The organism is Treponema berlinense, assembly GCF_052273165.1.
In the GTDB taxonomy this organism is placed as follows: Bacteria; Spirochaetota; Spirochaetia; order Treponematales; family Treponemataceae; genus Treponema_D; species Treponema_D berlinense_A.
In genome coordinates, this window is sequence record NZ_DAVZIU010000020.1 from 1 (window position 1) to 25,779 (window position 25,779).

Genomic DNA, 25,779 nt, shown 5'->3' on the forward strand with positions numbered 1-25,779 from the left:
TGAACGTCTGGGCAGGAAACACTTCGGCGGAAAAATTCTACGAAAAAATGGGGCTTAAGACAAAAGAGCGGCAGCTGGAATATATTTTGTGAGGGAGGCAAACATGACACAAAGCGAACGACGAGCCTGGCTTTCAGTTTAGAAAAAAAAGTCTAATCAGCGGGATTTTCAACGATATTTTAATTTTTGAACTTATTGATACTGGAACCCACTCAGATTTGTTCAGTCTGTAAAATTTTAAACCTTATAACTTCGCATCTTTCTATATTCCCTTATCAAAAGCACTGTGCTCGTAAGCGCGGAACAAGTTGTCGCAATCGGCTCAGCAAAAAATATTCCTTCAACACCAAAAAAATTTGGCAAAACAAGAGCCAACGGAATCAAAAGAATTATTTTTCTTAAACAGGCAATAAAAACCGACACCTTCGCATTTCCAATACCAACAAAAGTTGTCTGCGCAGAATTCTGGATCCACATAAGCCAAAGCCCTGCGATATAAACTGGAAGAAGTTTTTGCTCAATCTGTAAAATTTCCCCACTCGAAGTAAAAAGAGAAGCAAATCTGGTCGGAAAAACACTTGCACACAAAACAAGACAAACCGTAATAATTCCGTTCACAAAAAGCATTTTACGTATAACTTCTTTTACGCGCTCAAATTTTTTTGCACCAAAGTTGTACGAAATTATCGGCTGCACACCGTTTGCAAACCCCTGAGTCGGAATAAAAATAATCTGCATCACGCTCTGCATAATCGTCATCGCTCCGACGTAAATATCTCCACCATAACGTTGCAATCCCGAATTAAAAACAACAAAAATCGCACTTTCCGTAGCTTGCATTACAAAAGGAGACGCTCCAAGTGAACTGATTTTTTTTATAATCGCAAATTTCGGTTTCAAAATAGCAAAATTCAGGCGAATTTCAGATTTTTTAGAACTCAAAAATGACACAATCCAAACCGCGCTCACGCATTGCGAAATAATCGTAGCAAAAGCAGCACCTTTAACGCCCATTCCGAGCACAAAAATAAAAATAGGATCAAGAATAATATTCAAAACCGCACCGATTAAAATCGAAATCATTGCAGTTTTTGCGTGTCCCTGACAAGTTATAAATGGATTTAAACCAACCGAGAACTGAACAAAAATCGTTCCCAAAAGATAAACAGAAAGATAACTGTCCGCAAAAGGCAAAGTTTTTTCACTCGCCCCAAAAAAAGTCAAAACAGGCGTTTTAAAAACCAGAAAAAACGAAGTAAGAACAACAGAAAAAATAACCAGCATAAAAGCCGCATTTCCTAAAATTTTCTGAGCCGTTTTTCTGGCAGAAGGCTCAAGCTCACTTTTTCCAAGTTCAATCGCAGCAAGAGGTGCGCCTCCTGTTCCAGCAAAAGCACTAAAAGCCGACACAAGTTGAATTATCGGAAGGCAAATTCCAAGCCCAGTCAGAGCAAGAGAAGAATCTGCTCCTTCAGAAGAAATATGGCCAATATAAATTCGGTCAACAATGTTGTAAAGAACGTTAATTAGATAAGCAAGCACCGAAGGAAGCGCAAGCCTAAGCATAAGACGAGAAATTCCGTCCGTTCCCAGAGCAGAATCTCTATTTTTGTTTTTTAAAGAAGATTGCATAAAAAGAAGTTTATCACAGACATACAAAAATCCCGAATAACATCCAGGACTTTTGTATGTTTAATAATAATATTTTGCTATACGTTAAATTTAAAGAACATTACATCGCCATCCTGAACGACATAATCTTTTCCTTCCTGACGGTATTTTCCAGCAGATTTTATTTCTGCTTCTGAACCGTATTTTTTAAGGTCTTCTACGGAATAAACTTCTGCTTTAATAAAGCCTTTTTCAAAATCAGTGTGAATTACGCCAGCCGCCTGAGGAGCTTTATCTCCGTTATGAATTGTCCAAGCACGACATTCATCTGCACCACCAGTAAAAAATGTACGAAGTCCCATTAAATGATAAGATGCTCGCGCAAGGACTGTAAGCCCAGATTCTTTCAATCCAACACTGTCCATAAATTCTTTTCTGTCTTCTGGAGTATCAATATCTACAAGGTCGCTTTCAAATTTTCCGCAGATTACGATTACTTCACTTTTTTCTTCAGCAGCAACTTTTTTTACAGCTTCAACATATTTATTTGTTCCTTCCGCAATCGTATCTTCATCAATATTGCAGACAAAAAGCTGAGGTTTTATTGTAAGAAGATGAAGATCATAAATTCCTTCTAGTTCATCATCTGTCAAATCTGCCTGACGGGCGCATTTTCCTTCCTGAAGCAAAGGCAAAATTTTATCTACGGCACTGCGATAGCCAGCAAATTTTTTTTCTTCCGCTTTTCCCATTGCGCGAATCTGACGTGTAACCTTGTCTTCGCGCTTTGTAATTGTGTCTATATCCGCCTGACAAAGTTCATAATTAATAGTAAGAATATCGCTTTCAGGGTCAATCGGAGCATCAGTTTTTGCATCTTCGCGAACATGCTGAATATCAGGATCGTCAAAACAGCGAACAACATGCGCAATTACCGAAGTTTCGCGAATATTTGCAAGAAACTGGTTTCCCAAACCTTCACCGTTTGAAGCGCCTTTAATAAGTCCGGCAATATCTACAAATTCAACAGTTGCAGGAATTTTCTTTTTTGGCTGAAAAACACCAGCCATAAAATCCAGACGCTCGTCTGGAAGTTCAACAACACCGTGATTCGGTTCGATTGTACAAAAAGGATAATTTGCTGCTTCTGCAGGAGCGCGTGTAAGAGCAGAAAAAATAGTAGATTTTCCGACATTTGGAAGACCGACAATTCCACAAGTTAATTTCATTTTTATGTTTCCTTAAATTTTAATTGAGAGCAAAATAGAGCTGTTCCAAAAATAATTCAAAACAACTGCAAAAAAAACAAGTTTTCGCTCAAAAAAACCGCCTAAATCTTACTCTTATTTTAAAAAATGCACAACTGCGAAAAAAAACATGTAAAAACCAACATAAAATCATCAAAACTTGCAAAAAACTTCGGAGCGTTTTTTGAACGCAACAAAGAGTCCGTCAATAAACTTTAAATAAAAACTTTAGCGTGCCTTAATTTATTTACATATAATTAAAAAAGTAATATTCTTATAAGAAAACATTTACAGATACGATTTTTATCGCACCTGGTGGAGGAAAAATAAATGGCATTTGCTTTAAACCTTTATCCAGTTACTTACATTGCACGCTACAATCCTGAAACAGAAAAATGGGACGAAGAATGGCTCGAAAGCGACAAAGTAACTTATGACGAATTGATGGCAATGTCGGAAGCTGACCGCAAAGCAGTTTTGGACAAACGTAATCAGATGGGGCTTCCTTCTGTTTCTTACACTTCTCAGTACGCATACAGCTGTTTTGAAGGAATGAAAGGCTTTCCAACAAAAGACGGTGGAGTTGCAATTTTCCGTCCAGAAGAAAACGGAAAACGCTTTAACAATTCTATGAAAGGTCTTTACTGCCCAGCTTTTCCTGTAGAACAATATGTAAAGGCTTCTGTTGAATTCGTAAAACGCAACGCAGCCCTCGGCTATGTTCCAAAATACAATCCTGATTGGGAAAAAACCGACTATGCAGACGCAGATTCAATCTATATGCGACCGTTTATGAATTCTGAAGGCGCAATCGGTGTCGGCTGTTCAAAACAACCTTATGTCGTAATCTGTGCGACAACCGTTTCTGCATATTTCAAAAAAGGTCTTGACGGTGCAGTTATCACAAACCGTATCCGCGCAACTCCGCACGGAACAGGTTACATCAAATGCGCTTCAAACTACGTAATTTCTGCACTTGCAAAAAAAGAAGCCGAACAGGCAGGTTTTGTTGAATGCGTTTACCTCGATGCAGTTCACCACAAATACTTCCAGGAAGGCTCAAGTTGTAACATTTTCTTCGTTCTCAAAGACAAGACAATCGTTACACCTGAACTCGGCGACACAATTTTGCCAGGAATCACACGAAAATCAGTAATCGCCCTTGCAAAAGAAAAAGGCTACAAAGTAGAAGAACGCCCTATTTCCGTAAAAGAAGTTCAGAAAAAGGCAGTTGAATGTTTCGTAACAGGAACAGCAGCCGGAATCAGCCCAATGTCATCAATCACCGATTTGAACGGCAAAAAAACAGTATTCGGCGAAGGCTTTGGACCCGTTGCAAAAGAACTCCAGCACGAATTAAAAGGCCGCCAGTACGGCTCACTCGAAGATCCAAACCACTGGAACACAGTCGTAATTCCAGGAAACAAATAGTTTGATTTTTCGTTTTAAAATAAAAGTGGCTGTCGGAAAAAATATTTGATTTTCTGACAGCCATTTTTATTTTAAATTAAAGGGGCGTTTCCGGTTGCAAGCAACCGGTCAGGCTTTGCGCGGCTACGGCTTTCGCCTCCGACCAAATGCTTCGCATTTGTTTGCCTCTGGCACCGCTTCAATCCTTAACGCATCAATTTAAAAATCCTGCACCAAGATTATTCATCAATTCAAAAAAGTGCGGAAAACTTACAGAACAACATTCTGCGTCCTTTATCGTTATTTTTTCTCCAGCAGGAAGAGAGAGTGCAAGACAGGCCAAAGACATTGCCATTCTGTGGTCTTTATAGCTTTCCACAGTTTCGCCGTGCAATTCTGCTCCACCGTGAATTATAAGAGAATCCTCTTTTTCTTCGATATTTGCTCCCAATTTTGAAAGTTCAATATTCAAAACTTTAAGGCGGTCGGTTTCTTTTCGGCGACAAACAGCCGCATCTTCAAGAACAACCGTACCTTCAACTTTTGTTGCAATTGCGGCAAGAGCACAAACCGCATCCGGAAACGAATTCATATTTACATGAAGCTCGCCGTTTGGAAGAGATTTTGTCGAAAGTTTTCCATGTCCGTTTTTTGCGTATTTTCCGCCACAGACTGTCAAAGTATTCTGCTCTTTATCCCATTCAATATCCGCTCCGATTGATTTTAAAATTCCAACAATTGCATCATCGCCCTGAGTTCCACTCGAATCAACATTTTCGATTGTAATTTTAGAATCAGTCATAAGAGCCGCAATCAACGGAAAAGCAACACCTTCCCAATCACTCGGAATCGTAACATCAAAAGCCTTTAAGTTTTTTGGTCCATTTACCTCAATCCTTTTAAAATCATCAGAAATTGAACACGGAACGCCAACTTTTTCAAGCCATTTTTGAGTCATTGTAAGATACGGAGTTTCTTTTGGATTGGAAAGTTCCAAAGTAAGTTTTCCGTTCATTAAAATTCCTGCCATCATAAGACCAGAAATATACTGGCTAGAAACTTCGCCTTCAGTCTTTACAACGCCAGAACAAACCGGACCTTTTATGACAAGGGGACAACCGTTGTGACCAGGAATTGCCATTTCCGCCCTTGCTCCAAGTTGTTTCAAAGCATCGGCAACGTGAGCAACTGGTCTTTTTCGGATTGACTCATCGCCCGTAAAAATACTAATTCCTTCAAAAGTTGCAACAATTGGAGATAAAAAATACAAAAGCGAACCGGAATTTCCTACATTTACAATATCGTCTGGAAGATGAATGTTTTTTCCAGCCCCTTTTACAAGCCAACGAGTTCCTGGCTTTCCCTCTTCCGAAAGATTTAATTCAACACGTGAACCAATCAAAGGAACTGCTGCCGCTGTAGAAAGACAGTCTGCGCTTGGAAGTGGATTTCTAATTACAGATTCCCCATCGGCAATAGTCGCAAGGATAAGCGCACGAATTGTATGCGATTTTGAACCTGGAACTGTAATTTTTCCAGAAAGATTATGTTTTGAAGCTCTAATATTCATTTTTTATCTGACCTTAAATATAATTCCGACAACGGCAAGAGTAATCAAAAGTTGAAGCATCATAAACTTGATTAAAACCTGGGTCGGCGACCAACCGTGGTTTACGCGCATGTGGTCGTGCAAAGGAAACCGAATTTTTGAAAAAATACTAATATGAAAAAATCTTTTCAAAAAGACTTTCATCAATCCCATTCCGCCGTTTATAAAAATAATTGTCGAAGTTGCAAAAATCATGAACGGGTTGCCACTGAGCATTACGCAAATTCCAATGTAAAAACCTAAGGCGCGGCTTCCAGCATCTCCCATAAGACACTTACTCGGAAAAGCGTTATGCCAAAGATACCCCATCAAAACGCCAGCCAAACAGAACGTCATAACCGCCCAACTCGCTCCCTGCGCAAAATGAGGAACCAAAAGATAAGCTGCAATGTCTTTGTGTCCGAGGATAAAGTAAAAAATTACGCCGAGAGTCAAAAGTGCAATCAAAACAAGAGTTGAACTAAGTCCGTCAACTCCGTCCGTGCAGTTAGTTGTGTTTACAGAAGTCCAAAGCATAACCGTAGAAATAAGAACAAAAACCCACGGATAGACAAAAATTCTGTGCGTAAAAAACGGAAGCCAAAAATAAATTTTTCCATCAGAACTCTGCTGAATAAGATAAACTGCCATTAAAACAGAAAGAGCAACGGAAATCACCAAATCAAGAACAGCCTTGCGGTATTCGCCCCAACTTGTAACGCTACGGTCATCAAGAAAACCTGTCAACATCATAAGCCAGGTCAAACCAAGCGCACAGGCCTTAAACCAGTCCATTGGAACAAAAATCAGGCTTAGCAAAACAAAGGTCGTAATAAAAAACACTCCGACTCCAGTCGGCTTGCCTTTTGCCGCTTCAGCACTCACTGTAAACTCGCGGCCACGGTCATGAGGCATATAAGCATAAAAATGTGGCATCGAATAACGAACAATCAAAAAACCTGTATAAAGAGACAAAACAATAAGGACTGTGTACGACTGCAAAAGACGCGCAGGTCCAAAATATCGGTTCAAAAGACCGCCAATAGTATAAAGCATAATGCTCTTATTTTACCGCAGACGGTCCAATTCTACAAGATTTAACACTGATTCAGATTTTTTTTGCAAAATTTTTATTTGCTTTTGCCGTTTTTTGCCGGATTTTTTAATTATTTCTGCAAAAACAAGGCGCAGAGAGTCTGAGCATCTGCAATCGTGTTGTGCAAGTAACTGTGTTCGTCAGGCTGGTGGCACACTTCATCGATCGTAGACCAAATTGCCGCATTAAAACCCAAATTACGCAATTCAGCGCCAACAGTTCCGCCTCCAATACCAATTGGAACAGCCTCTTTTCCATGTGCGTCCATAATCGCCTGCTTTAATTTTTCAACAACAGGAGCGTCCACAGGAGTTGCCGGCGACTGAGATTTTTGAGGTTCGCTAACCTCAACTTTTACGCCGTATTTCTTTTCAATTTCGGCAACACGGTTTTTTATTTCTGCCCGAACCACGTCTAATGTATAGCAAGGCAAAATTCTGCAATCCATATAAAAAACATCGTCGCCAGGAATAATATTTACCGTATCAACGTTGGTTTCTTTTTTTGTCGGCTGGAAGGTCGATTTTGAAGGCGAAAAGAGTTTATCTTCCGCATCAAAAAAGTTTTCGAGGTCATTTAAGCGCAAAGCAAGGTCGCAGGCAGCAAGATGCGCATTTTTTCCTTTTTGAGGCATTGAACCGTGGCTTTGCAAACCAATCGTATGAATACGCAACCAAAGAATATTTTTTTCTGCAACTTCAATTGTTTTTCCTTCCGGGTCTCCGCCATCAGGAATCAAAATCAAATCATCTTTCTTAAAAAGCTCAAGATGTTCTTTCAAAAGAAATTTCATTCCATATTCAGAACCAAATTCTTCATCAGCCATAAAAAACAATTTTACGGTATATTCAGGCACAATATTGTTTTTAAGAAGTTCAAGCGCTGCAAGAACGCCGCTCACAAGTCCCTGCTGATTATCTTCAACGCCACGGCCGGTAATTTTGTCATCTTTTTCGTCATAAACAACTTTCCAAGGATCAGAATGCCACAACGAAAGGTTTCCCGGCGGAACAACGTCCATGTGAGCCATTACAAAAATCGACTGTTCTTTTTTTCCAGGAATCGTAAGCATAAGGTTCGGGCGAACTCCAGAAGAAACACGCGAATCAGGAGCATCAAACTGTGTAAACTGATTTTCTTTAAAACCGCGTCCAATAAGCCAATTTTTAAGAGCAGCACATTTTTTCGACTCGCCGTCCCCACCGCTTTCAGGAGCCATAGCCGGAATCGACGACAAAAGAGTCTGCAATTCAATAATTTCTGGTCTTGTTTTTTCAAGATTTTCTTTTAAAATTTCAAAATTTTCATTCATAAAAGTATCCTAGCACAAAAAAAATAGTTTTTCATCAGTTTTGCCGCGCACAACTTTTGCACTAACGGCTATCCGAGGCTACGGCGTCTACCGCGCCTTCGGTGCCCTGCACCCGCTTGCGGCCTCTGCTATCCGGCGCCATTTTACGCAAGAGAACTCGTATCAATCTTTTTTATAAAAAAATCCATATTTATTGCCATAAAAGCCCCGCAATATGCCGTTACAACCGCTCCGACAATCACGTAAAACCAGATTAAATAGTCCGGATTCTGAATTTTTTCAAGAAAAATGCCCGAAAGCATAAAAAGCAAAATCATCAAAAAACCACTCAAAACCCATCTCACCATCGAAACAGGCTTTAAATTTTCCATCCAGGAAGGATTTGTGCTTTTTATCGCAGAACTCAAGTCCAAATCCTGCACTTTCGACTTCTGAAAAAGTGGCAATTGGACAATTTTTTCTGCTTTTGAAAGAACTCTTACTTTTGTGCGGCATTCCTTACAAAAAATCAAATGCAAAGAATCGTGCAATTCCAGACGTTCGCCTTTGTCAAGCTCAAAAAACGAATTCATCACTTTTTCACATTTTTTACTGTTCATAAATTACACCTCGCAGATTGTCCGCCATAAGTTTTTTTGAACGGAATATGTAAGATTTTATTGTATTTACAGGAAATCCCGTAATTTCAGAAATTTCCTCATATTTTAAGCCATGAAAAAAATACATTTCCACGCACCTGCCGTAATTTTCTGGCAAAGACAAAACACATTCTCTAATCGTATCAAGCGTGGTTTTTCGGATTTCTTCTTCTTCAGGACTAAGGGTTTTTGACTTCAACCTGTCTTCGTTCGCAAGCGGAACATATTCCTGCCGACGAGTAACCGAATTTACAGCCGAATTATATGCAATTTTTGTAATCCAAGTGGCAAAACTCGACCTGTAGTTAAATTTTGAAAGATTCATATAAACCTTTACAAAAACTTCCTGCACAAAGTCGTCAGTATCGTCAGGATTTCTAAAAAAACTCATTCCAAGCGCAACAACCCTTTTTTTATACAGTTTTATGAGCGTCTGAAAAGCCTTTTCGTTCCCGTTCAAGGTTTCTTTTATTAAAAATTCATCACGCTTGTTTATGAGTAATCTTTCAATGCCGTTAAGAGTTTTTCCTGCCATGAATATGACTGTTTTTTAATTTATTCCCAGTCATTCACCTTATAAAAAATTATTGCGCAAATTCCAATCGAAAAAGGAATCAAGCCACCAAGCAAAGATATCGAAATTCCGCCGAGCAAAGCAAAAACCACAGTCAGCATAAAACCAATTCCAGTCAGCAAAAGACCGATTAAAAGTGAATACGCTTTTAAATTAAATTTTTCGCGTTTGTAAGTTCCGCTCAAAATCTGTCTGCGCACTTCCAAATGATGCCAGAGCAGTGAAAAAAACACAACAACGCCACCAATCGCAATTCCAACAATCGGAGTAATCGCAATAATAACCTGAGCCGCACTGCTTATAATTTTTTCTTCCATTTTTATGCCTCCTATACAAGGATGTAATTTTTATCCTGTCACCTTATTCACGCACAAGGATTCCATCTTCCAAATCTTTTTCAGCCTGAGCCTTTATTTTTGAGTGCTGTTTTTTTCCAGTCGCCGTAAGAGGAATTTTTTCTACGATTGCAAAATAACGCGGTCTCTTGTATTTACTGAGCATTTTACTTTCTGCGCAAAATTCATTCAACTCTTTTACAGTAAGCGAAGGATCATCTGCAATAACATAGGCACAGACTGACTGTCCGCGCACCTTATCAGGAACAGATGTTACAATGCAGTCTTTTACCTTTTCATTTTCCATAATTGCTTCTTCAATCTGTGCCGGATAAATATTTTCGCCAGAAACAACCATCATATCGTCTTTGCGTCCTTTTACCGTCACAACCCAATCTTCGTTCCAAATGCCAGTGTCGCCTGTGTACATCCAGCCCTTGTAAAACTTTTCTTTTGTCATTTCGTCATTGCGGTAATAAGAATAAGTTGATTTTGCTGGTGAATGAATTATAATTTCGCCTTCTGTTTCGCTGTCTGTAGGCACCAAATCGTCCGGTTCGGCCTTTGACCCGTCAGCAGGCAGACGGACAACTCTAACTTCGTCGTCTGTGCAGCTTCCGCCAACAGAACCTGCTCCGTCAGGAAGATTATATGGACGCAAAAATGAATTCCAGAAAGTTTCTGTAGTTCCATAACCGTTAAAAATATTTTCTGTCAGAACTGTTCTAAAACGGATACAGTCGGAACGGCTTAAAGGAGCACCCATTGTTACGATTCCACGCAAACTGGAAATATCACGCGGACTTTTCTCCTGAGCACGAGTAAGCATTTCGAGATTTGCAGGAGCGCCCATCATAAAAGTAATTTTGTATTTTGAACACCAGTCCAGCGAAGTCTGTGGTCTAAATGAACGCATTATCACAGCAGCGGCTCCAGCGTAAAGAACAGGACATACGCCACCAGAATGACAGCCTCCTCTATGAAACCACGGAGTCATATTCAAAGTAACGTCATGAGGATTCATTGGATAATGCATGATTACATCGTGCGCAGAAAGAACTTCGTTAATATCGTTTACGGGAACAAATTTTGGAAGGCTTGTTGTTCCGCTCGTACAAAGGCGCAAAACTTCGTCATAAATGTGCGGTCTAAAATCAATTTTTGGTTCATCAACACTAGAATTTTCTACAAAATCTTCGTACGAAACATGTCCTTTTGGCAAATCAACGCCTTCAATATTGTCAGCCATAATAAAAAGACTTGGTTTCCAAAGACAGATTGCCGCAGCTTCTTCGATCATTTTGGCAACATTCGCAGAATAAACTACAACTTTTGGCTTATTGTGGTTTATCAAAAGCGCCATTTCGCCACTTGCGAGGTTAAAATTTGCAGCAAGAAAAATTGCCCCGATTTTTCGAGGACCTGTGTACATAAAGGCAAATTCCGGAGAATTCCGAAGAGCGCCCATAACAACATCGTCTTTTTTTAGTCCAATTTTTTTTAAGGCATTTGCAAGACGGTTTGCTTCAACATTAAGCTGTTTATAATTCCAACTGCGGTCTGTATCAGGATCAATTATTGCCAGTCTTTTAGAAAATCTGCGAACATTCCGCATAAAGCCGTTAAGCCAAGTATATTCGTGTTCAAAAGTGTCCCGGAACATTGAATCATCATAGGTTGTTGCCATTGAATTTTGCATCCTTATAAATCATAAATTTCGCACATAAATGCATTCCTTATTAAATAGACACAAAAAAGAGAAAAAAGTTGCGGGGTTTGTTAAAAATTAAAAAAAAATCTTCTAAAAGATTCTCTCTAAAAAGTGTTGAAGCCACTACAAAAAAGCACTTCGCAAAAACCGTGTTGTCGCTTTGCTCCAAGACGGTTTTGCTTCGCTTGCTTTTTCTCCGCGGCTTCAACCATTTTTCGCTCTGTTTTTCAACTTGCTTTTTAATTTTTAAGCCACTACAAAAAAACTCTGCCCACAATCCGTGTTGTCGCTTTGCTCCAAGACGGTTTTGCTTCGTTTGCCTTTCTCCGCGGCTTCAACCATTTTGCTCTCTGTTTTTCAACTTGCTTTTTAATTTTTAAGCCACTACAAAAAAACTCTGTCCACAATCCGTGTTGTCGCTTTGCTCCAAGACGTTTTTGCTTCGTTTGCTTTTCTCCGCGGCTTCAACCATTTTGCTCTCTGTTTTTCAACTAGATTTTTAACTTTCCGTTTGCCAGATATGCTTTCCAGGTTGAATCTAGCAATGTGTGAACGTCGGAATATTCAGGTTTCCAGCCAAGTTTTTCTCTTGCGTAAGCTGAAGTTGCAACAAGTTCTGCCGGATCTCCAGGACGACGCCCTACAAAGTCAGCAGGAATTTCTTTTCCAGTGATTTTTCTTGCTTCTTCGAGCATTTCCTTTACAGAAACACCAGTTTCACTTCCAAGATTACAAATCAAGCTTTCGTTGTTTTTAGAAATATAATCGAGTGCCTTTACGTGGGCTACCGCCAAATCTGTTACGTGAACATAATCGCGAATACAAGTTCCGTCGCGCGTGTCGTAGTCAGAACCAAAAACCTTCATTTTTGAACGCATACCACAGGCAGTTTCCATAATAACTGGCAAAAGATTGGCAGGATTCTGTTCAAGTCCGCACGGAAACCCTTCAGGATCGTAACCAGCAGCGTTAAAATAACGGAGAGCTGCAAATTTCAAACCGCGAAGCTTGTCATACCACGCCATAATTTCTTCAATGTTTAATTTTGTAAAACCGTAGTAGTTTTCTGGATTTTTCGGATGAGCTTCATCAATCGGAAGATACTTTGGCTCTCCAAAAACCGCCGCGCTCGAAGAAAAAACCATATACTTGCAGTTGTGCTTTACTGCCGAATTTAAAATATTGATAGTTCCGTTCAGGTTGTTAATCGAATACTTTTCCGGTTCAACCATAGACTCGCCGGCAGCCTTAAAAGCCGCTAGATGAATAAAAGCGTCAAACCCCTGCTCAAAAGCCTTATCCAAATCGCGTTCAATCAGAATATTTCCGTAAATAAAATCATTTTCCTTAAAAAGATTCTGCCTCAATCCCGAAGAAAGGTTATCAAAAACCGTAACTTTGTGCCCATTCTTCATCAACTGTTTTACAACGTGCGAACCAATATAACCGGCTCCGCCAATAACCAAAACTTTCATTTTTATCTCCGTAATTTTTTCGGCGGTCCGGCTTTCGCCGTCGCTATGTCCGCCCTTCCGCTTACGCTTCATTGTTTTTGGACGGCAGTTTCGACAAAATCTCAACCGCCGTCCAAAAACAACTTCGGGGCTACCAGCGCTACCGCATATTTTCCAAACACAGTATAAAACCAAAAAAGAACGCTAGCAAGTCCAGAAAAGTTTTTAACAAAAAAACTAAACCTTAAAAAGTTCAACTTCCTCATTGATTTTTTCGAGAGAAGAGCCAACTCCGTCCGAAAGTCCGTTCAGTTTTTCGGCTTCCAAAGTTATTGAGCTTGCAAAACCAGCCATTTCGCTCACAAGCTGGCGCATTTTTGCAGCGCTTTCCTGCAAAGTTTTTGTTTCTGACAAAATAGTGCGGTTGTTTTCCTCGGTTTCGGCAGACGCATTCTTTACAGAATCGGAACTTTCTTTTAACAAGGTCAAAGTTTCGCTAATCTGGCTTGAACCTTGCTTTTGCACTTCCATAGTCGAATTTATCGATTTTACAAATCCATCAGTTTTATGAATATTTTCAAAAACCGAATTAAACGCATTTTCAGAATCGCCAGAAACAAAAACAATTTCCGAAATCAAATCTCCAATCGCACGCAACTGCTCTCCAATAACTTTTGACTGTCCAGAAGAAGTTTCCGAAAGTTTTCTGATTTCATCGGAAACAACAGAAAAACCTTTTCCAGCCTCGCCCGCATGCGCCGCTTCGATTGCCGCATTCATTGCCAAAAGGTTTGTCTGACTTGCAATTGACGAAATTATTTTGTTTGCATCCAAAAGTTTTCCAGACTGCGTCTGAATTTCTGCAATTTTTGAATTCATCTGCTTGTGTTTTTCAAGGCCTTTTCCAGCATTTGCCTCAAGATTTACAAAAGCCTGAGAAAGATTTGACACAGAATCATTTACAACATCAATATTGTCAATCATCTGCGAAATACAAGAACCTGCATTTGTCACTCCTTCGTTCTGCTGCAAAATCATTTTTCCAAGAGAACTTATTTTGGAAGAAATTTGAGCAACGGTTTCCGAAGTTTCATCTACACTCGAGCCCTGTTCGTTTATCGAAGCCTCTACAGCTCCAATATGACGATTGATTTCTTCGATCGATTTTACAATTCCCAAGATTGAGGCGCGCAGTTTTTCGAGAGCACAACTAAGTTCATCTTTAGAATTCTTGAGGTTTAAAACCATTTGCTGAAGTTTTCCGATAAAAGCATTGAATCCGTTTTCTATATCCAAAATCAACTTGGATTTTGCACCGGATTCGCTTGAATGAAGTCTTTTTGTCAAATCAGCATCGCTCGAAGCAAAATCTCCAACAGCCTTGTTCAATGCGGTCAACGGCAACAAAAAGTGTCTTGCTGTCATCAATCCCCAAAGAGCAAGTGCAAAAATCAAAACGATCGCAACAGGAAAAGCCGCACATGGCAACGCAGTTTTTAAATTGTATGGAACATAAAGCACCATTTGCCAGTCAACCGACGGAATCGGCGCTACAACAAACGCTCCGCTCCAGCTCTTAAAAAAAAGTTCGTCAGTCGAAAACATATACTTTTGTTCAAGCGCAGAAATCGTTTCTGAAATTTTCGCCTTATTTTCCAAAAGTTTTGTATCGGAAGCGCCTGTAATTTCTCCGTTTTTGTTGTAAAAAAACATCTGATATTTGTGCTCAAGATTTTGATACATCATATCGACAAAGTCAGAAAGGTCAACTCCAGTTCCAACCAGACCAATTCCGTTGCCAAAACCATCGCGCACAATCGCATCAACCCAAAGCATGGATTTTTTAAGCGCAATGTCGTAACTTACGATAAAAGTGTAGTCGTCTTTTAATTCAAGGCAAGTCGGAAACCATGAATTTGCAGGGTCGGATTTATCGAGAGTATAAAGAACCTTGCCGTTAGAATAATAAAGCAAATCTTTGTCAGAAATAGAAAATGAATTTTTTCCCTTAAACATTTCCTGATAAGAATGAATTTCTTCTGCAGCCCGTTCAGAAAGTTCTCGATCAGAAGGATTTTCCATATAAGCAGAAATTAAAGGAGATTTTGCCATTTGAGTTGCAAGTAAAAGTTGACCGTCAAGATTGGAAGAAAACTCCAATTCTTTGATTCTGGCAACCTGCATTAAAGTTGACTCTGTTTTTGAAAAGAAAACAAATCTTGTTCCAGCAACAACAAAAAAAATGGCAAAAACCGCAAGCAAACAAAAAAGCAAATATTTAAAAACTGAAGGACAACTCTTTTTCATAAAAAACTCCCTTTTTAAACTATAAAAATATTTTAAACCATAAAAAAAAATCTGTCATATTTTTTTATGTTTTTTTGTCTTCAGTTTGTTTTTTATAAACCTTCTTCTCAAAAAAATTAAAATTTTTCGAGATTTTCGGCAGCTTCCATCCACTGGAGGTTCAATTCTTCTAGTTCTTTTGCCAGTTCGTCGATTTTTTTCTGGACGGCTTTTGCTTTTTCACCGCTTGAATAGACTTCTGGCTTTGCCATTTGCGCTTCCTGAGAAGATTTTTCTTCTTCAAGCTTTAAAATCTGTTCTTCAAGATTTTTTACGTTTTTTTCGGCACGGCGTCTTTCCGATTCAAGTTTTTTTTGCTCTTCCCACGAACGTTTCGTTTCTGTTTTCTCTTCTTTTTGAGAAAGTTTTTCCAGCTGAACACCCGATTTTAATTCATCATTTTGAGAAAATTCGCCGTTAGCTTCGCGTTCAAGACGCTCCATATAATATTTGTAATCGCCAGGAAACACTCTGAACTGTCCCGGTTTTAATTCAAGAACACGAGTACTTAAATTTTCGATAAATCCGCGGTCATGGCTTACAAAAATAACAGTTCCGCCAAAATCTTTCAGCGCATCAAGAAGAACATCTTTTGAATGCATGTCCAAGTGGTTTGTAGGTTCGTCCAAAATCAAAAAATTTACGGGACGAAGAAGAAGTTTTAAAAGTGCGACGCGCGCTTTTTCGCCGCCAGAAAGAACATCAAGACTTTTATGAACATCATCTCCACGGAACAAAAAAGCACCGAGCATATCGCGAATTTTCGGAATAAGTTCCAGAGGCGCTTCGCTTTCAACAGTTTCCAAAACAGATGCGCTGCCTTTTAGAGTTTCGGCATTGTCTTGGCTAAAATATCCGATTTTTACTCCGCTTCCAAGTTTTACTTCGCCCGAAAAATCAGAATCTGCTCCAGCAATTATTCTTAAGAGAGTTGATTTTCCAGCACCGTTATGTCCAGCCACAACCAAACGCTCGCCGTTTTCGAGGACCAAATCCAGGTCTTGAAGAACGTTGTGTTCTCCGTCGTAAGATTTTGTAATTTTTGAAAGAGTTGCAACCAGTCGTCCAGAATGTGGAGCTGGCGGAAATTTAAAATGAATTTTTTTCAGACTTTCAGGAATTACAATCTGTTTTTCGAGAATTTTATCAAGCATTTTCTGGCGTTCCTGTGCCTGAGCCGCCTTTGTTGCCTGAACGCCAAAACGATTTATAAATTCTTGAAGATGTGAAATTTCTGCCTGCTGTTTTTCGTATTCGCGAATTAAAGTTTCAAGTTCGACTTCGCGAACTTTTTCGTAGTGAGTGTAATTTCCAGGATAACGCTTTAATTCACCGTTAAAAAGTTCATAAACTTCGTTTACAGTATGATCCAAAAAATAACGGTCGTGGCTTACAAGCAAAAATCCGCCTTTGTAGTTGTCCAAGAATTTTTCCAGCCAACCGCGGGCTTCAATATCAAGATAGTTTGTAGGTTCGTCCAAAAGAAGAATATCAGGATTTACCATCAAAGCTTTTCCAAGCGCAATGCGCATCTGCCATCCGCCAGAAAATTCTTCACAATTTTTGTCTAAATCTTCGCGACTAAAGCCAAGCCCTGCCAAAACCTGCTCCGCCATGACCTGACGGCGATTCCACCCGCTTTCCTCAAGCTCGGTCAAAATAGCATCGTGCCGTTCCAAAAGAAGTTTTTCGTTTCCTTCGCCGTTTTTTAGTTTGTCGCCGATTTTTTCCATTTCGCTCTGAAGCTCATATCCAAAACCAAAAGCCTTGTCTGCTTCTTCACGCAGAGAACAACCGTGGTGAGTAAGTCCGCTCTGAGGAAGATATGCAATTCTGGCGTCTTTTTGTGCAACGCGCTGGCCACCGTCTGGCTGAACAAGACCTGCCATAACCTTTATGAGCGTAGATTTTCCGCTTCCGTTTGCTCCGGTAAGGGCAACTTTTGAGCCTGCCTGCAAGTTTACAGAAACATTTTTTAAAATGTCACGGTCTCCAAACGCAAGGGAAACCTGAGAAAACTGAACAAATGCCATTTATTTTTTTCCAAATTAGTGATTTTTGCTAAAGTACATAACAAGCGGAGAGGAACCGCGAGCCGTAACAAGATTTCCGCGGGCTGTCGCTTTTTTTGCATCTTCAAGACGCAAGCCTTCAGGATCCTTCTTATAAAAGAAACTAACATCTTCGTCCATTCCTTCAAACGAGAATGTCAAAATTCCGTCAAATTCTTTCTTTAATTGATTGCTCAAATAGTATTTTACAGAAACTTTTATGTTTCCGTGCGCGCGATTCGAAACTACGCCTGGAACAAGCAGTTTAAAATTGTTCCAGACAGCAGTATTGTCTTCGCTAAAAATAATTGTTCCGTAGTTTGAACTGTGATAAACAGGTCCTTCGTCCACAAAGCTCTTGATTTCAAGATTCCGTCTTTCGATTTCTGTTTCGATTGCGGTCTGAATATTTTGAGAAAGCGCAACAAAATTCTCGCTTTTAAGTTTTCCGTCCGTGTCCATGTATTGAACGGTAAGCGAATTTTTTCCAACTAAAGTGATGTAGATTCCGTGATCATCAAGTTGATATGCTCCGTCCTCGTTCTTTTTGATTTTTGTATAAGCCCATCTTTTATCAAGATTTTCTGTACGCAGGGTTGCCGTAAAAGTTAAAATTTCGCCCTCTTTTGCAACTTTTGGAACAGGAATTTTTTCTTGAATTTCCACTTCATTCTGTCCGTCCGGATTTTCGTCAAAAGGCAGATCCGAAGTTTCTTCCGGCGCTTTTTCCGGATACTTCCATTCAACCTGACCAAAATCAAATCCAAAACTTTCATCCATTTTTGACAAATCCAGACGGCCACTCGAAAGCATTGATTTATATTCTTCCGGATACCATTTTTTCGAGAAAGCGGCTGTGATTTCTTCGTCGATTTTTTCTTCTTCAACTTCGTTTTTTACAGCAATCTGGTTTTCTGTGCGTTCAAAAAGATTGAGATTGTATGAATAACACCAGCCTTCAGTTCCAGTTTCGGTTAAAACGCGGAGCCACTCGCCTGGAAGTTCTCCATGACCGTTTGTAGGTTTTACGCCTTTTCCCTGATACAAAACACGGATTACTTCATTTTTTCGAAGACGGTAGACCTGTTTTGAGCCGTTTTCGGTTCCAGAGCGAATCGGAAGACCGTCAAGTTTTACGCTTGCGTAAGTGTGTTCATAATTTGAATAGCGGGCAGCAAGTTTTTCGATTTTAGACTTGCTCTGAGGCTCAGAAATCTGCCAAAGAGGAATTTCAACTTTGTGTGTATTTTCAAGTCCCATGATGATATAAGATTGGGAAATATTTGATTTTACATAAACTTTTACAATCTGCCCTTCGTGAACTCCCGTTTCCGGATTATTCCAAAGAACAAGTGAATAGCCGAGTTTTCCACACCCGGTAAAAAGAATTAAACTTAAAAGTCCCGACAATAAAAATACGATTTTTTTATTCATAGTGTTGAATTATCCCACAATTTTTTTTGAATTTAAAGCCCTGCCTGCACTAGCGATGTGCAAGGCGCAAAGCGTTTCCAAATTTATTTGGAAATGGAGCGTAAGCGGAACCTGGAACGTAGCGACCCGCGCAAGCGGGTAGTGCCCAAATCACAAAAAAAATGATAAAATCGAAGCATTTCTAAACACTGGAATTTTTTGTTCCGGTTGAGCTCTGTTTTTGGGAGGAATTATGGCAGATTATCACGTTTTTGAGGCAGCCCCGGAAGGAACTCCACCGGCGAATTTTGTTCATCTGCACGTTCACTCGGATTACTCGCTTTTGGACAGCTGTGCAAAACTTGATGACCTTGTTGCAAAAGCAAAACGTCTTAATATGCCGGCACTTGCGCTGACTGACCACGGAAACATGTTCGGCGCGCTCAATTTTGAAAAACTCTGCCATGTAAACGGCATAAATCCGATTGTCGGTGAAGAATTTTACGTTGCATACGGAAGCCACCTCGAAAAAAACGATGTTCCTTATTCGCACAAAGGAGAGGACGGAGACCGGCAGGCTCATTATTTTCACTTGATTCTTTTGTGCAAAAACCAGAAAGGCTACGAAAATTTGAGCTGGCTTTCGTCGATTGCTTATCAGGAAGGCCTTTATTACGGAAAACCGAGAATCGACTTTGAACTTCTGGAAAAATATCACGAAGGTTTAATCTGCTGTTCTGCCTGCATTGCCGGAGAATTGCCGCAACTGCTTCTTGCTGGTCGGGAAAGCGAAGCTGAAGAACTCGCCTTAAAATACAAAAATCTATTTGAACCTGACCATTACTACATTGAATTGCAGGATCACGGTCTTGAAGACCAAAAAACTGTCAATAAAATGCTGATCGCAATGGCGAGAAAACTCGGCATTCCGCTCGTTGTCACAAATGATATTCACTATATCGAAAAAGAAGACTGGGAAGCCCAGGACTGTCTGCGATGTATTGGATTTAAAAAGAATATGAACGAACCGCACCAGACAATGGGCGCTGAAAAACACGAATGGTATTTTAAGACAGAACAGGAAATGCGCCAGCTTTTTCCAGACTGTCCGGACGCCTACGAAAATACAGTAAAAATTGCGAATATGTGCAATTTGACAATTAAGCAGTACAAAACGCAGGAATTAAAAGAGTGTCTTCCGCGCTTTGAACTTCCGAAAGAATTCCAGACACATGGCGACGAATACACAAAAAATCAGGACGATTACATGCGTCATCTCGTCGAAGAAGGATTGAGAAAACGCTATCCGAAAATTACACCGACAATCCGACAGCGTGCCGAATACGAACTTGGAATCATTTTTAAGATGGGCTTTTCCGGCTACTTCTTAATCGTATGGGAATTTATCAACTGGTCAAAATCAACCTGGGACAACGTAAACAACTGCGCAAAACCGTATATTCCGATTGGACCGGGACGAGGTTCGGGTGCAGGCTCTCTTGTTGCCTATTCGCTTGGAATTACGGACATTGATCCTTTCCGTTTTAAGCTGATTTTTGAACGATTTTTGAATCCTGAACGCGTTTCAATGCCGGATTTTGACGTTGATATGGATTTCGACTACAGGCAAGATATAATACAGCACACACGCGATTTGTACGGCGATCCGCAGGTCGGACACATTGTTACTTTTGGAACCTTAAAGCCGAAAAACTGCATTGCCGATGTTGGACGCACGCTTGGAATTCCTCTTGCAGAGGTAAACATGCTTAAGTCAAAGGTTTCCGAAAACCTAAAGACAAAACTCAAAAACTGCTTTGACCCGCCGAACGAAAAATTTCCGGACGGAGGACAACTTGCAGAATTCCGCCACGATCCTCGCTACGAAAAACTCTTCGACCTCGCACTAAAACTCGAAGGCTGCAAACGAAACACAGGTCTGCACGCTTCGGGCATGGTAATCGGCTTGACTGCGCTTCCAAACTGGGCGCCTGTTTTTAAAGATTCAAAAACAGGCGAAGTCGGCGTTCAATACACAATGGACATTATTGAGCCTTGCGGACTTGTAAAATTTGACTATCTTGGACTCAAAACACTTTCGCTAATTCGCTACGCAGAGGACATCATCAACAAGCACAAAAAAAGTGGCGAAGAAAAATTTATCTGTGCAGAAGTAAGCGAAACAGACAAAAAAACCTTCGACCTTTTTAAACGTGGCGACTCAGTCGCAGTATTCCAGTTTGAATCTCCAGGAATGCAAAAAATTCTGCGCCAGTTTCAGCCAGAAAAAATCGAAGACCTTGTAGCGTTAAACGCGCTCTACCGCCCAGGTCCGCTACAGTTTATTCCAAACTACATCGACGGAAAATGGAAGCCAGAAACGATTCACTATCCTGACCCTTGTCTTGAGCCAATTTTGAAAGAAACCTACGGTGTAATGGTTTACCAGGAACAAATTATGCAGGTTTCGCAGAGAATTGCAGGATTCTCTCTCGGCGGCGCAGATATGCTCCGTCGTGCCATGGGAAAAAAGAAACCTGAAGTTATGATGGGCAAAAAAGTTGAATTTGAAGAAGGCGCAATAAAACAGGGTTTTACAAAAGAACACGCCGACGAAATTTTCGACATAATGGTTCCTTTCGCAGGTTACGGTTTTAACAAATCTCATGCAGCGGCATATTCAGTTCTCGCATACAGGACAGGCTGGTTAAAGGCAAATTGTCCGGCAGAATTTATGGCTGCAAACCTTACAAACGAAATTACCTCGACAGACGGACTTCCGGTTTACATTGCAGAAGCGCGAAGAATGGGACTTCAAGTCGATCCGCCAGACGTAAACCGCTCAGACTCAAATTTCGACGTTGTAGACGGACACATTGTCTTTGGATTCCGCGGAATAAAAGGCATGGGAAACTCAGCCGCAAATGCAATCGTAAAAGAACGCACCCAGAACGGACCGTTCAAAACCTTCATGGACTTTCTTGAACGAATGATAACCATAAAAGAAGACATTATCGACGAAGAAACTGGTCAGAAAAAAGGCGAAAAACTTGCCATCAACAAAAAAGCTGTCGAAGTTTTAATAAAATGCGGCGGATTCGACAACCTCGACCAAAACCGTCCAACCCTTATTGCAAACCTCGACCCTGCTTGGACATATATCGAAAAAAAAGTTTCCGGCGGAAGCGACGGACAGATCAGCCTTTTTGAAAACACAGGCGAAAAAGAATTTGCCGACTACAAATTTGAAGTAATTCCAGATTCAACAAAAATGGAAAAATTGAATATGGAAAAAGAACTCATTGGCTGTTACGTTTCCGGACATCCGCTCGACGACTACCAAAAAGCCTGCGAAAAAGCGACACTCAACTCACAGAATATAACCCGCGAGTCAAAGGCCGCAAAAATCCAGCACGCAGCGGCAATCGAATCCGGCGCAAAACCGTGGCAACTCAAAAACACCGAAAAAGAATACGTTGCGATCGGAATGATTACAGAACTGCGCTCCATCGTCACCAAAAAGCAAACAACGATGGCATTTGCAAAATTGCAGGATTATACAGGCACAATCGATTTAACATTTTTTCCAAAAACCTGGGAACAACTGTCTGCAAAAATCGAAAACGACAAAGTATATGCATTCCGCGGACGGCTCGATACAAGCCCAGACAGGGAAGAACCGTCGTTTATAATCGAAGCCCTCGAAGACCCAGAAATGCTCAAAAACCGTGCAATCCAGGAAATCCACATTCAGCTTGACGACGGATTTAAGGAAGAACAGCAAATTTTCAATTTAAAAGAGTTTTTATTTGGAAATTCTGGCAGTTGTTCAGTATATTTTCATATAAATGCAGGCGAAAGTTCTTATACAATAAAAGCAAACACACAACTTTCCGCCCCAGGCACAAACGAATTTTTGGAAAAAGTAAAATCAATGTCGTTCGTAAAAGACGCGTGGCTTTTCTAAGAATTCGGGCGTCCCGGCTTACGCCGTCGGGTGTTCCGCCACTTGCTGCGCGCGGTGCTTTGCACTGCCTTCGGCATGGCTCCACCCCCTGACGCAAAACTTTTGACACAAAGCACTTGCGTGCTTTGTGTTTCGCCATCCATGGCGAAGGAGATAAAAAAATGAGAAATATTTTTCAAATTATTGCTATGACTGTTAATTTTTATTCTTTTATCTGTTTAATCAGAATTTTTTTAACCTGGTTTCCAAAGACAAATTATTCAACGGTTGGAAGGATTTTATCTTCTGTCTGCGACCCTTATCTCAACATATTCAGAAAGCTTCGCTTTTTAAATTTCCGCGGACTTGACTTTAGTCCGGCACTTGCGCTCTGTGCCCTTTATGCCGTTTCCGGTATTCTTTCAAGCCTTTCTCACGGACAGCCAATAACCGTCGGATATCTTCTGGCAGTCGTACTTAGCCTTGTCTGGTCGCTAATCTCCTCAGTCACAAAATTTTTAATCGTGCTTTTAATAATTCGCCTTGTCGCAATGGGAATCATGCGTCTTATTTCCCGCAAAAACGGTTACCGCGCTTACAGCCCGATTTGGGATCAGCTCGACAGCCTGATTTCGCCATTCGCCTACAAAATCTCAGGAATTTTCACAAAAAAATTCATTCCCTTTACGACAGCGCTTATAATTTCAACTGTATTTTCACTGATTACGGTAAAACTTGCAGATTTTTTAGTTTCAATAATCTGCAATCTTCTCGTACATCTTCCTTTTTAAAATGTCCTAAAAATCTGCGGATAAACGGTAGCAAAAGTGAAAATTTCCGAAATTAAAAATTCAATTTCCGCGCTTTCTGGAGTTGGAAAAAAAACAGCAGAACTTTTCTCACGCCTAAACATTTTTACTGTCGGAGATTTGCTTCAATTCTATCCGCGAACTTATGACGACCGCACAAAAAAAATAGCCTTAAAAGATTCATTAAAATTTTCAAAAGTCCACACAATTGCAAAAGTAACAGGCCACGAATGGTTCGGCTACGGCAACATGAAAACCCTCAAAATCATAATAACAGACGGAACTGCAAGCGCAGAACTCGTAGCCTTTAACCGTCCGTTTTTAGAAAAAACACTGCCTCAGGGAGCAATAATCGCTGTAACAGGCAGGTTTGAAGCAAAATTCGGCAAGCTTCAGTCATCTTCTTTTGAAACACAAAAAATCTCAGACGAAGGAAATCTGACAGACTACGAAAACACAATGCCACCAGAAAGCAAAATTTTTCCAGTCTACAGCCTGACAGAAGGTTTAAGCCAAAAAATTGTCCGAAAAGCTGTAAATTCCGCAATTTCACAATTTGCGCTCGGAATCGAAGATGATTTACCAGAATATCTCATTTCTCAAAACCAGCTTTTGCACAAACGTGATGCAATAAAACTCATTCACAATCCGCAAAATTCTATCGACTACAACAAAGCTCGAAAAACCCTCGTCTACGAAGAATTTTTCTTTTTTCAATGCGCAATAGCAAGACAGTCAATCGAACACCGTGGATTTCTTCCTTCGATTGAACTTTTACCGCAAAATCCAGACCAAAACCAACCGCAAATTTCAGACGAGCAGTTTACAAAATCACTTTCTCCACGGCAAAAGCAATATCTTCACAGGATTCCATTTAAACCTACAAAAGACCAAAAAAATGTAATTTATCAGATGAACTGCGACATCGACAAAAGCTACGAAACCTCTCCCTTAATTTCAAAAAAACAGGAACAAAGACAGTTTTCAATGAGGGCGCTTCTTCAGGGCGACGTCGGCAGCGGAAAAACACTCGTTTCTTTTTTTGCAGCCCTCCGGGTAATCGATTACGGGAGCCAGGCAGCTCTTATGGCACCGACAGAAATTCTTTCCAGGCAGCATGCTGAAAATGCCGCAAAAGCACTCGAAGCCCTGAACGTTTCTGTCGCATATCTGACCGGGAACGTAAACGCAAAAGGCCGGATTCAGCTTTTAACAGCCCTAAAAGAAGGCAAAATCAACCTTGTAATCGGAACTCACGCGCTTTTTTCAAAAAACGTCCAGTACAAAGACCTCGCGCTGGCAATCATCGATGAACAGCACAGATTCGGCGTCATGCAGCGTTCCGCAATTTTAGACAAGGCGCGCACAAGTTCAGACGCAAAACTCACAGAACCTAACCTGCTTATGATGAGCGCAACACCAATTCCGCAAACACTCGCACTCACAGCATTCGGTGACCTGGATATTCTTACAATCCGCACAATGCCAGAAGGGCGTAAACCAATTCAAACCTACCTGACAAAAGAAGGCAACGAATCAAATGCTTACGAAGCCGTCCGGGCAGAATTAAAAAAAGGACATCAGGCATATTTCGTTTATCCAGCAATTGGGCTCAACGAAGCGCAAGAAGAAAATTTTTCCGAAAACAACGATTTTTCCGCAAACGAAGAATTATTCGAAGAAAGCGGTAAAAAAAAACAGGCATTAAAAGCCGCAGAAGACGCATTCAATTTTCTCAAAACCCAGGTTTATCCAGAATACAAATGCGCGCTAATCCACGGAAAAATAAGCGAAGACGAACAGGCGCAAATTCTCGAAGATTTTAAAAACGGCAAAATAAATATTCTCGTCGCAACAACAGTAGTCGAAGTCGGCGTAAACGTTCCAAACGCAAGCTGCATGGTAATCGAGCAGGCAGACCGCTTTGGACTTGCAGCTCTCCACCAGCTCAGAGGAAGAGTCGGAAGAGGAAGCGAACAATCCTACTGCTTTTTGATTTATTCAAAAAATATAACAGAAAATGGAATTTCCCGAATGAAGGCAATCCGCCAGACAAACGATGGCTTTGCAATCGCCGAAGAAGATTTAAAACTGAGAGGTCCCGGCGAAATAACCGGAACCGCACAAAGTGGAGAATTAACATTTGCACTCGCCGATCTTTTCAAAGACCGGCGAATCATGTCAAAAGCAAGAGCCGACGCATTCAATTACGTCCAATCCACCGCAAAATAGCGACAA

Annotated in this window: 17 protein-coding genes; 4 read left to right on the forward strand and 13 right to left on the reverse strand. The window is 40.5% G+C overall.

The genetic code is table 11. The features are described 5' to 3' along the window. Positions 1-237: 237 nt before the first annotated feature. Together ACT6XC_RS07360 and ychF are read right to left on the reverse strand one after the other, a co-directional pair. Positions 238-1,632: an MATE family efflux transporter gene (locus tag ACT6XC_RS07360; protein WP_443741334.1), complete on the reverse strand. Its 1,395-nt coding sequence runs from the start codon at positions 1,630-1,632 to the stop codon at positions 238-240. 77 nt (positions 1,633-1,709) lie between these two features. Further along, the gene (gene ychF, locus ACT6XC_RS07365) at positions 1,710-2,840 is read right to left on the reverse strand and encodes a redox-regulated ATPase YchF (protein WP_443738236.1); all 1,131 of its coding nucleotides are present in this window, start codon (positions 2,838-2,840) and stop codon (positions 1,710-1,712) included. Between the two features lie 348 nt (positions 2,841-3,188). Here ychF and ACT6XC_RS07370 point away from each other — a divergent pair, with 348 nt between their 5' ends. Further along, positions 3,189-4,289 carry an aminotransferase class IV gene (locus ACT6XC_RS07370; RefSeq protein WP_443738235.1) on the forward strand — a complete coding sequence of 367 codons (1,101 nt, stop codon included), beginning with the start codon at positions 3,189-3,191 and terminating at the stop codon, positions 4,287-4,289. Between the two features lie 193 nt (positions 4,290-4,482). Here ACT6XC_RS07370 and aroA read toward each other — a convergent pair whose 3' ends face one another. From aroA to ACT6XC_RS07425, 11 genes are all read right to left on the reverse strand, one after another. Next, entirely contained in the window at positions 4,483-5,838 is a 1,356-nt protein-coding gene (aroA, locus tag ACT6XC_RS07375) for a 3-phosphoshikimate 1-carboxyvinyltransferase (protein WP_443741335.1), read from the reverse strand. 3 nt (positions 5,839-5,841) lie between these two features. After that, positions 5,842-6,912, reverse strand: a complete 1,071-nt coding sequence (locus ACT6XC_RS07380) for a phospho-N-acetylmuramoyl-pentapeptide-transferase (RefSeq protein WP_443738233.1) — start codon at positions 6,910-6,912, stop codon at positions 5,842-5,844. Between the two features lie 110 nt (positions 6,913-7,022). After that, on the reverse strand, positions 7,023-8,264 hold the full coding sequence (locus ACT6XC_RS07385) for a M20 family metallo-hydrolase (protein ID WP_443741336.1): 1,242 nt from the start codon (positions 8,262-8,264) through the stop codon (positions 7,023-7,025). 143 nt (positions 8,265-8,407) lie between these two features. After that, entirely contained in the window at positions 8,408-8,863 is a 456-nt protein-coding gene (locus ACT6XC_RS07390) for a hypothetical protein (RefSeq protein ID WP_443741337.1), read from the reverse strand. Beyond that, positions 8,853-9,437 carry an RNA polymerase sigma factor gene (locus ACT6XC_RS07395; protein WP_443738230.1) on the reverse strand — a complete coding sequence of 195 codons (585 nt, stop codon included), beginning with the start codon at positions 9,435-9,437 and terminating at the stop codon, positions 8,853-8,855. The genes ACT6XC_RS07390 and ACT6XC_RS07395 overlap by 11 nt, the downstream gene beginning before the upstream one ends. A 20-nt stretch (positions 9,438-9,457) precedes the next feature. After that, positions 9,458-9,793, reverse strand: coding sequence for a hypothetical protein (locus ACT6XC_RS07400; RefSeq protein WP_273066652.1), 336 nt, complete (start codon positions 9,791-9,793; stop codon positions 9,458-9,460). Positions 9,794-9,836: 43 nt separating this feature from the next. Then, a complete protein-coding gene (locus tag ACT6XC_RS07405; RefSeq protein ID WP_443741338.1) occupies positions 9,837-11,510 on the reverse strand; it encodes a class I adenylate-forming enzyme family protein in 1,674 nt (557 codons plus the stop codon). A gap of 503 nt (positions 11,511-12,013) precedes the next feature. Further along, positions 12,014-12,997 carry a UDP-glucose 4-epimerase GalE gene (galE, locus tag ACT6XC_RS07410; RefSeq protein ID WP_443741339.1) on the reverse strand — a complete coding sequence of 328 codons (984 nt, stop codon included), beginning with the start codon at positions 12,995-12,997 and terminating at the stop codon, positions 12,014-12,016. Between the two features lie 216 nt (positions 12,998-13,213). Next, a complete protein-coding gene (locus tag ACT6XC_RS07415; protein WP_443741340.1) occupies positions 13,214-15,283 on the reverse strand; it encodes a methyl-accepting chemotaxis protein in 2,070 nt (689 codons plus the stop codon). 116 nt (positions 15,284-15,399) lie between these two features. Next, complete coding sequence (locus tag ACT6XC_RS07420; protein ID WP_443741341.1) at positions 15,400-17,355, reverse strand: ABC-F family ATP-binding cassette domain-containing protein; 1,956 nt, start codon at positions 17,353-17,355, stop codon at positions 15,400-15,402. 15 nt (positions 17,356-17,370) lie between these two features. Then, a complete protein-coding gene (locus ACT6XC_RS07425) occupies positions 17,371-18,807 on the reverse strand; it encodes an SH3 domain-containing protein (protein ID WP_443741342.1) in 1,437 nt (478 codons plus the stop codon). Between the two features lie 232 nt (positions 18,808-19,039). On the opposite strand from ACT6XC_RS07425, the gene dnaE reads away from it, so the two are divergent. From dnaE to recG, 3 genes are all read left to right on the forward strand, one after another. Next, the gene (gene dnaE / locus ACT6XC_RS07430; protein ID WP_443741343.1) at positions 19,040-22,753 is read left to right on the forward strand and encodes a DNA polymerase III subunit alpha; all 3,714 of its coding nucleotides are present in this window, start codon (positions 19,040-19,042) and stop codon (positions 22,751-22,753) included. Positions 22,754-22,914: 161 nt separating this feature from the next. Further along, entirely contained in the window at positions 22,915-23,523 is a 609-nt protein-coding gene (locus ACT6XC_RS07435; RefSeq protein ID WP_443741344.1) for a YggT family protein, read from the forward strand. Between the two features lie 36 nt (positions 23,524-23,559). After that, entirely contained in the window at positions 23,560-25,773 is a 2,214-nt protein-coding gene (recG, locus tag ACT6XC_RS07440) for an ATP-dependent DNA helicase RecG (protein ID WP_443741345.1), read from the forward strand. Positions 25,774-25,779 lie beyond the last annotated feature (6 nt).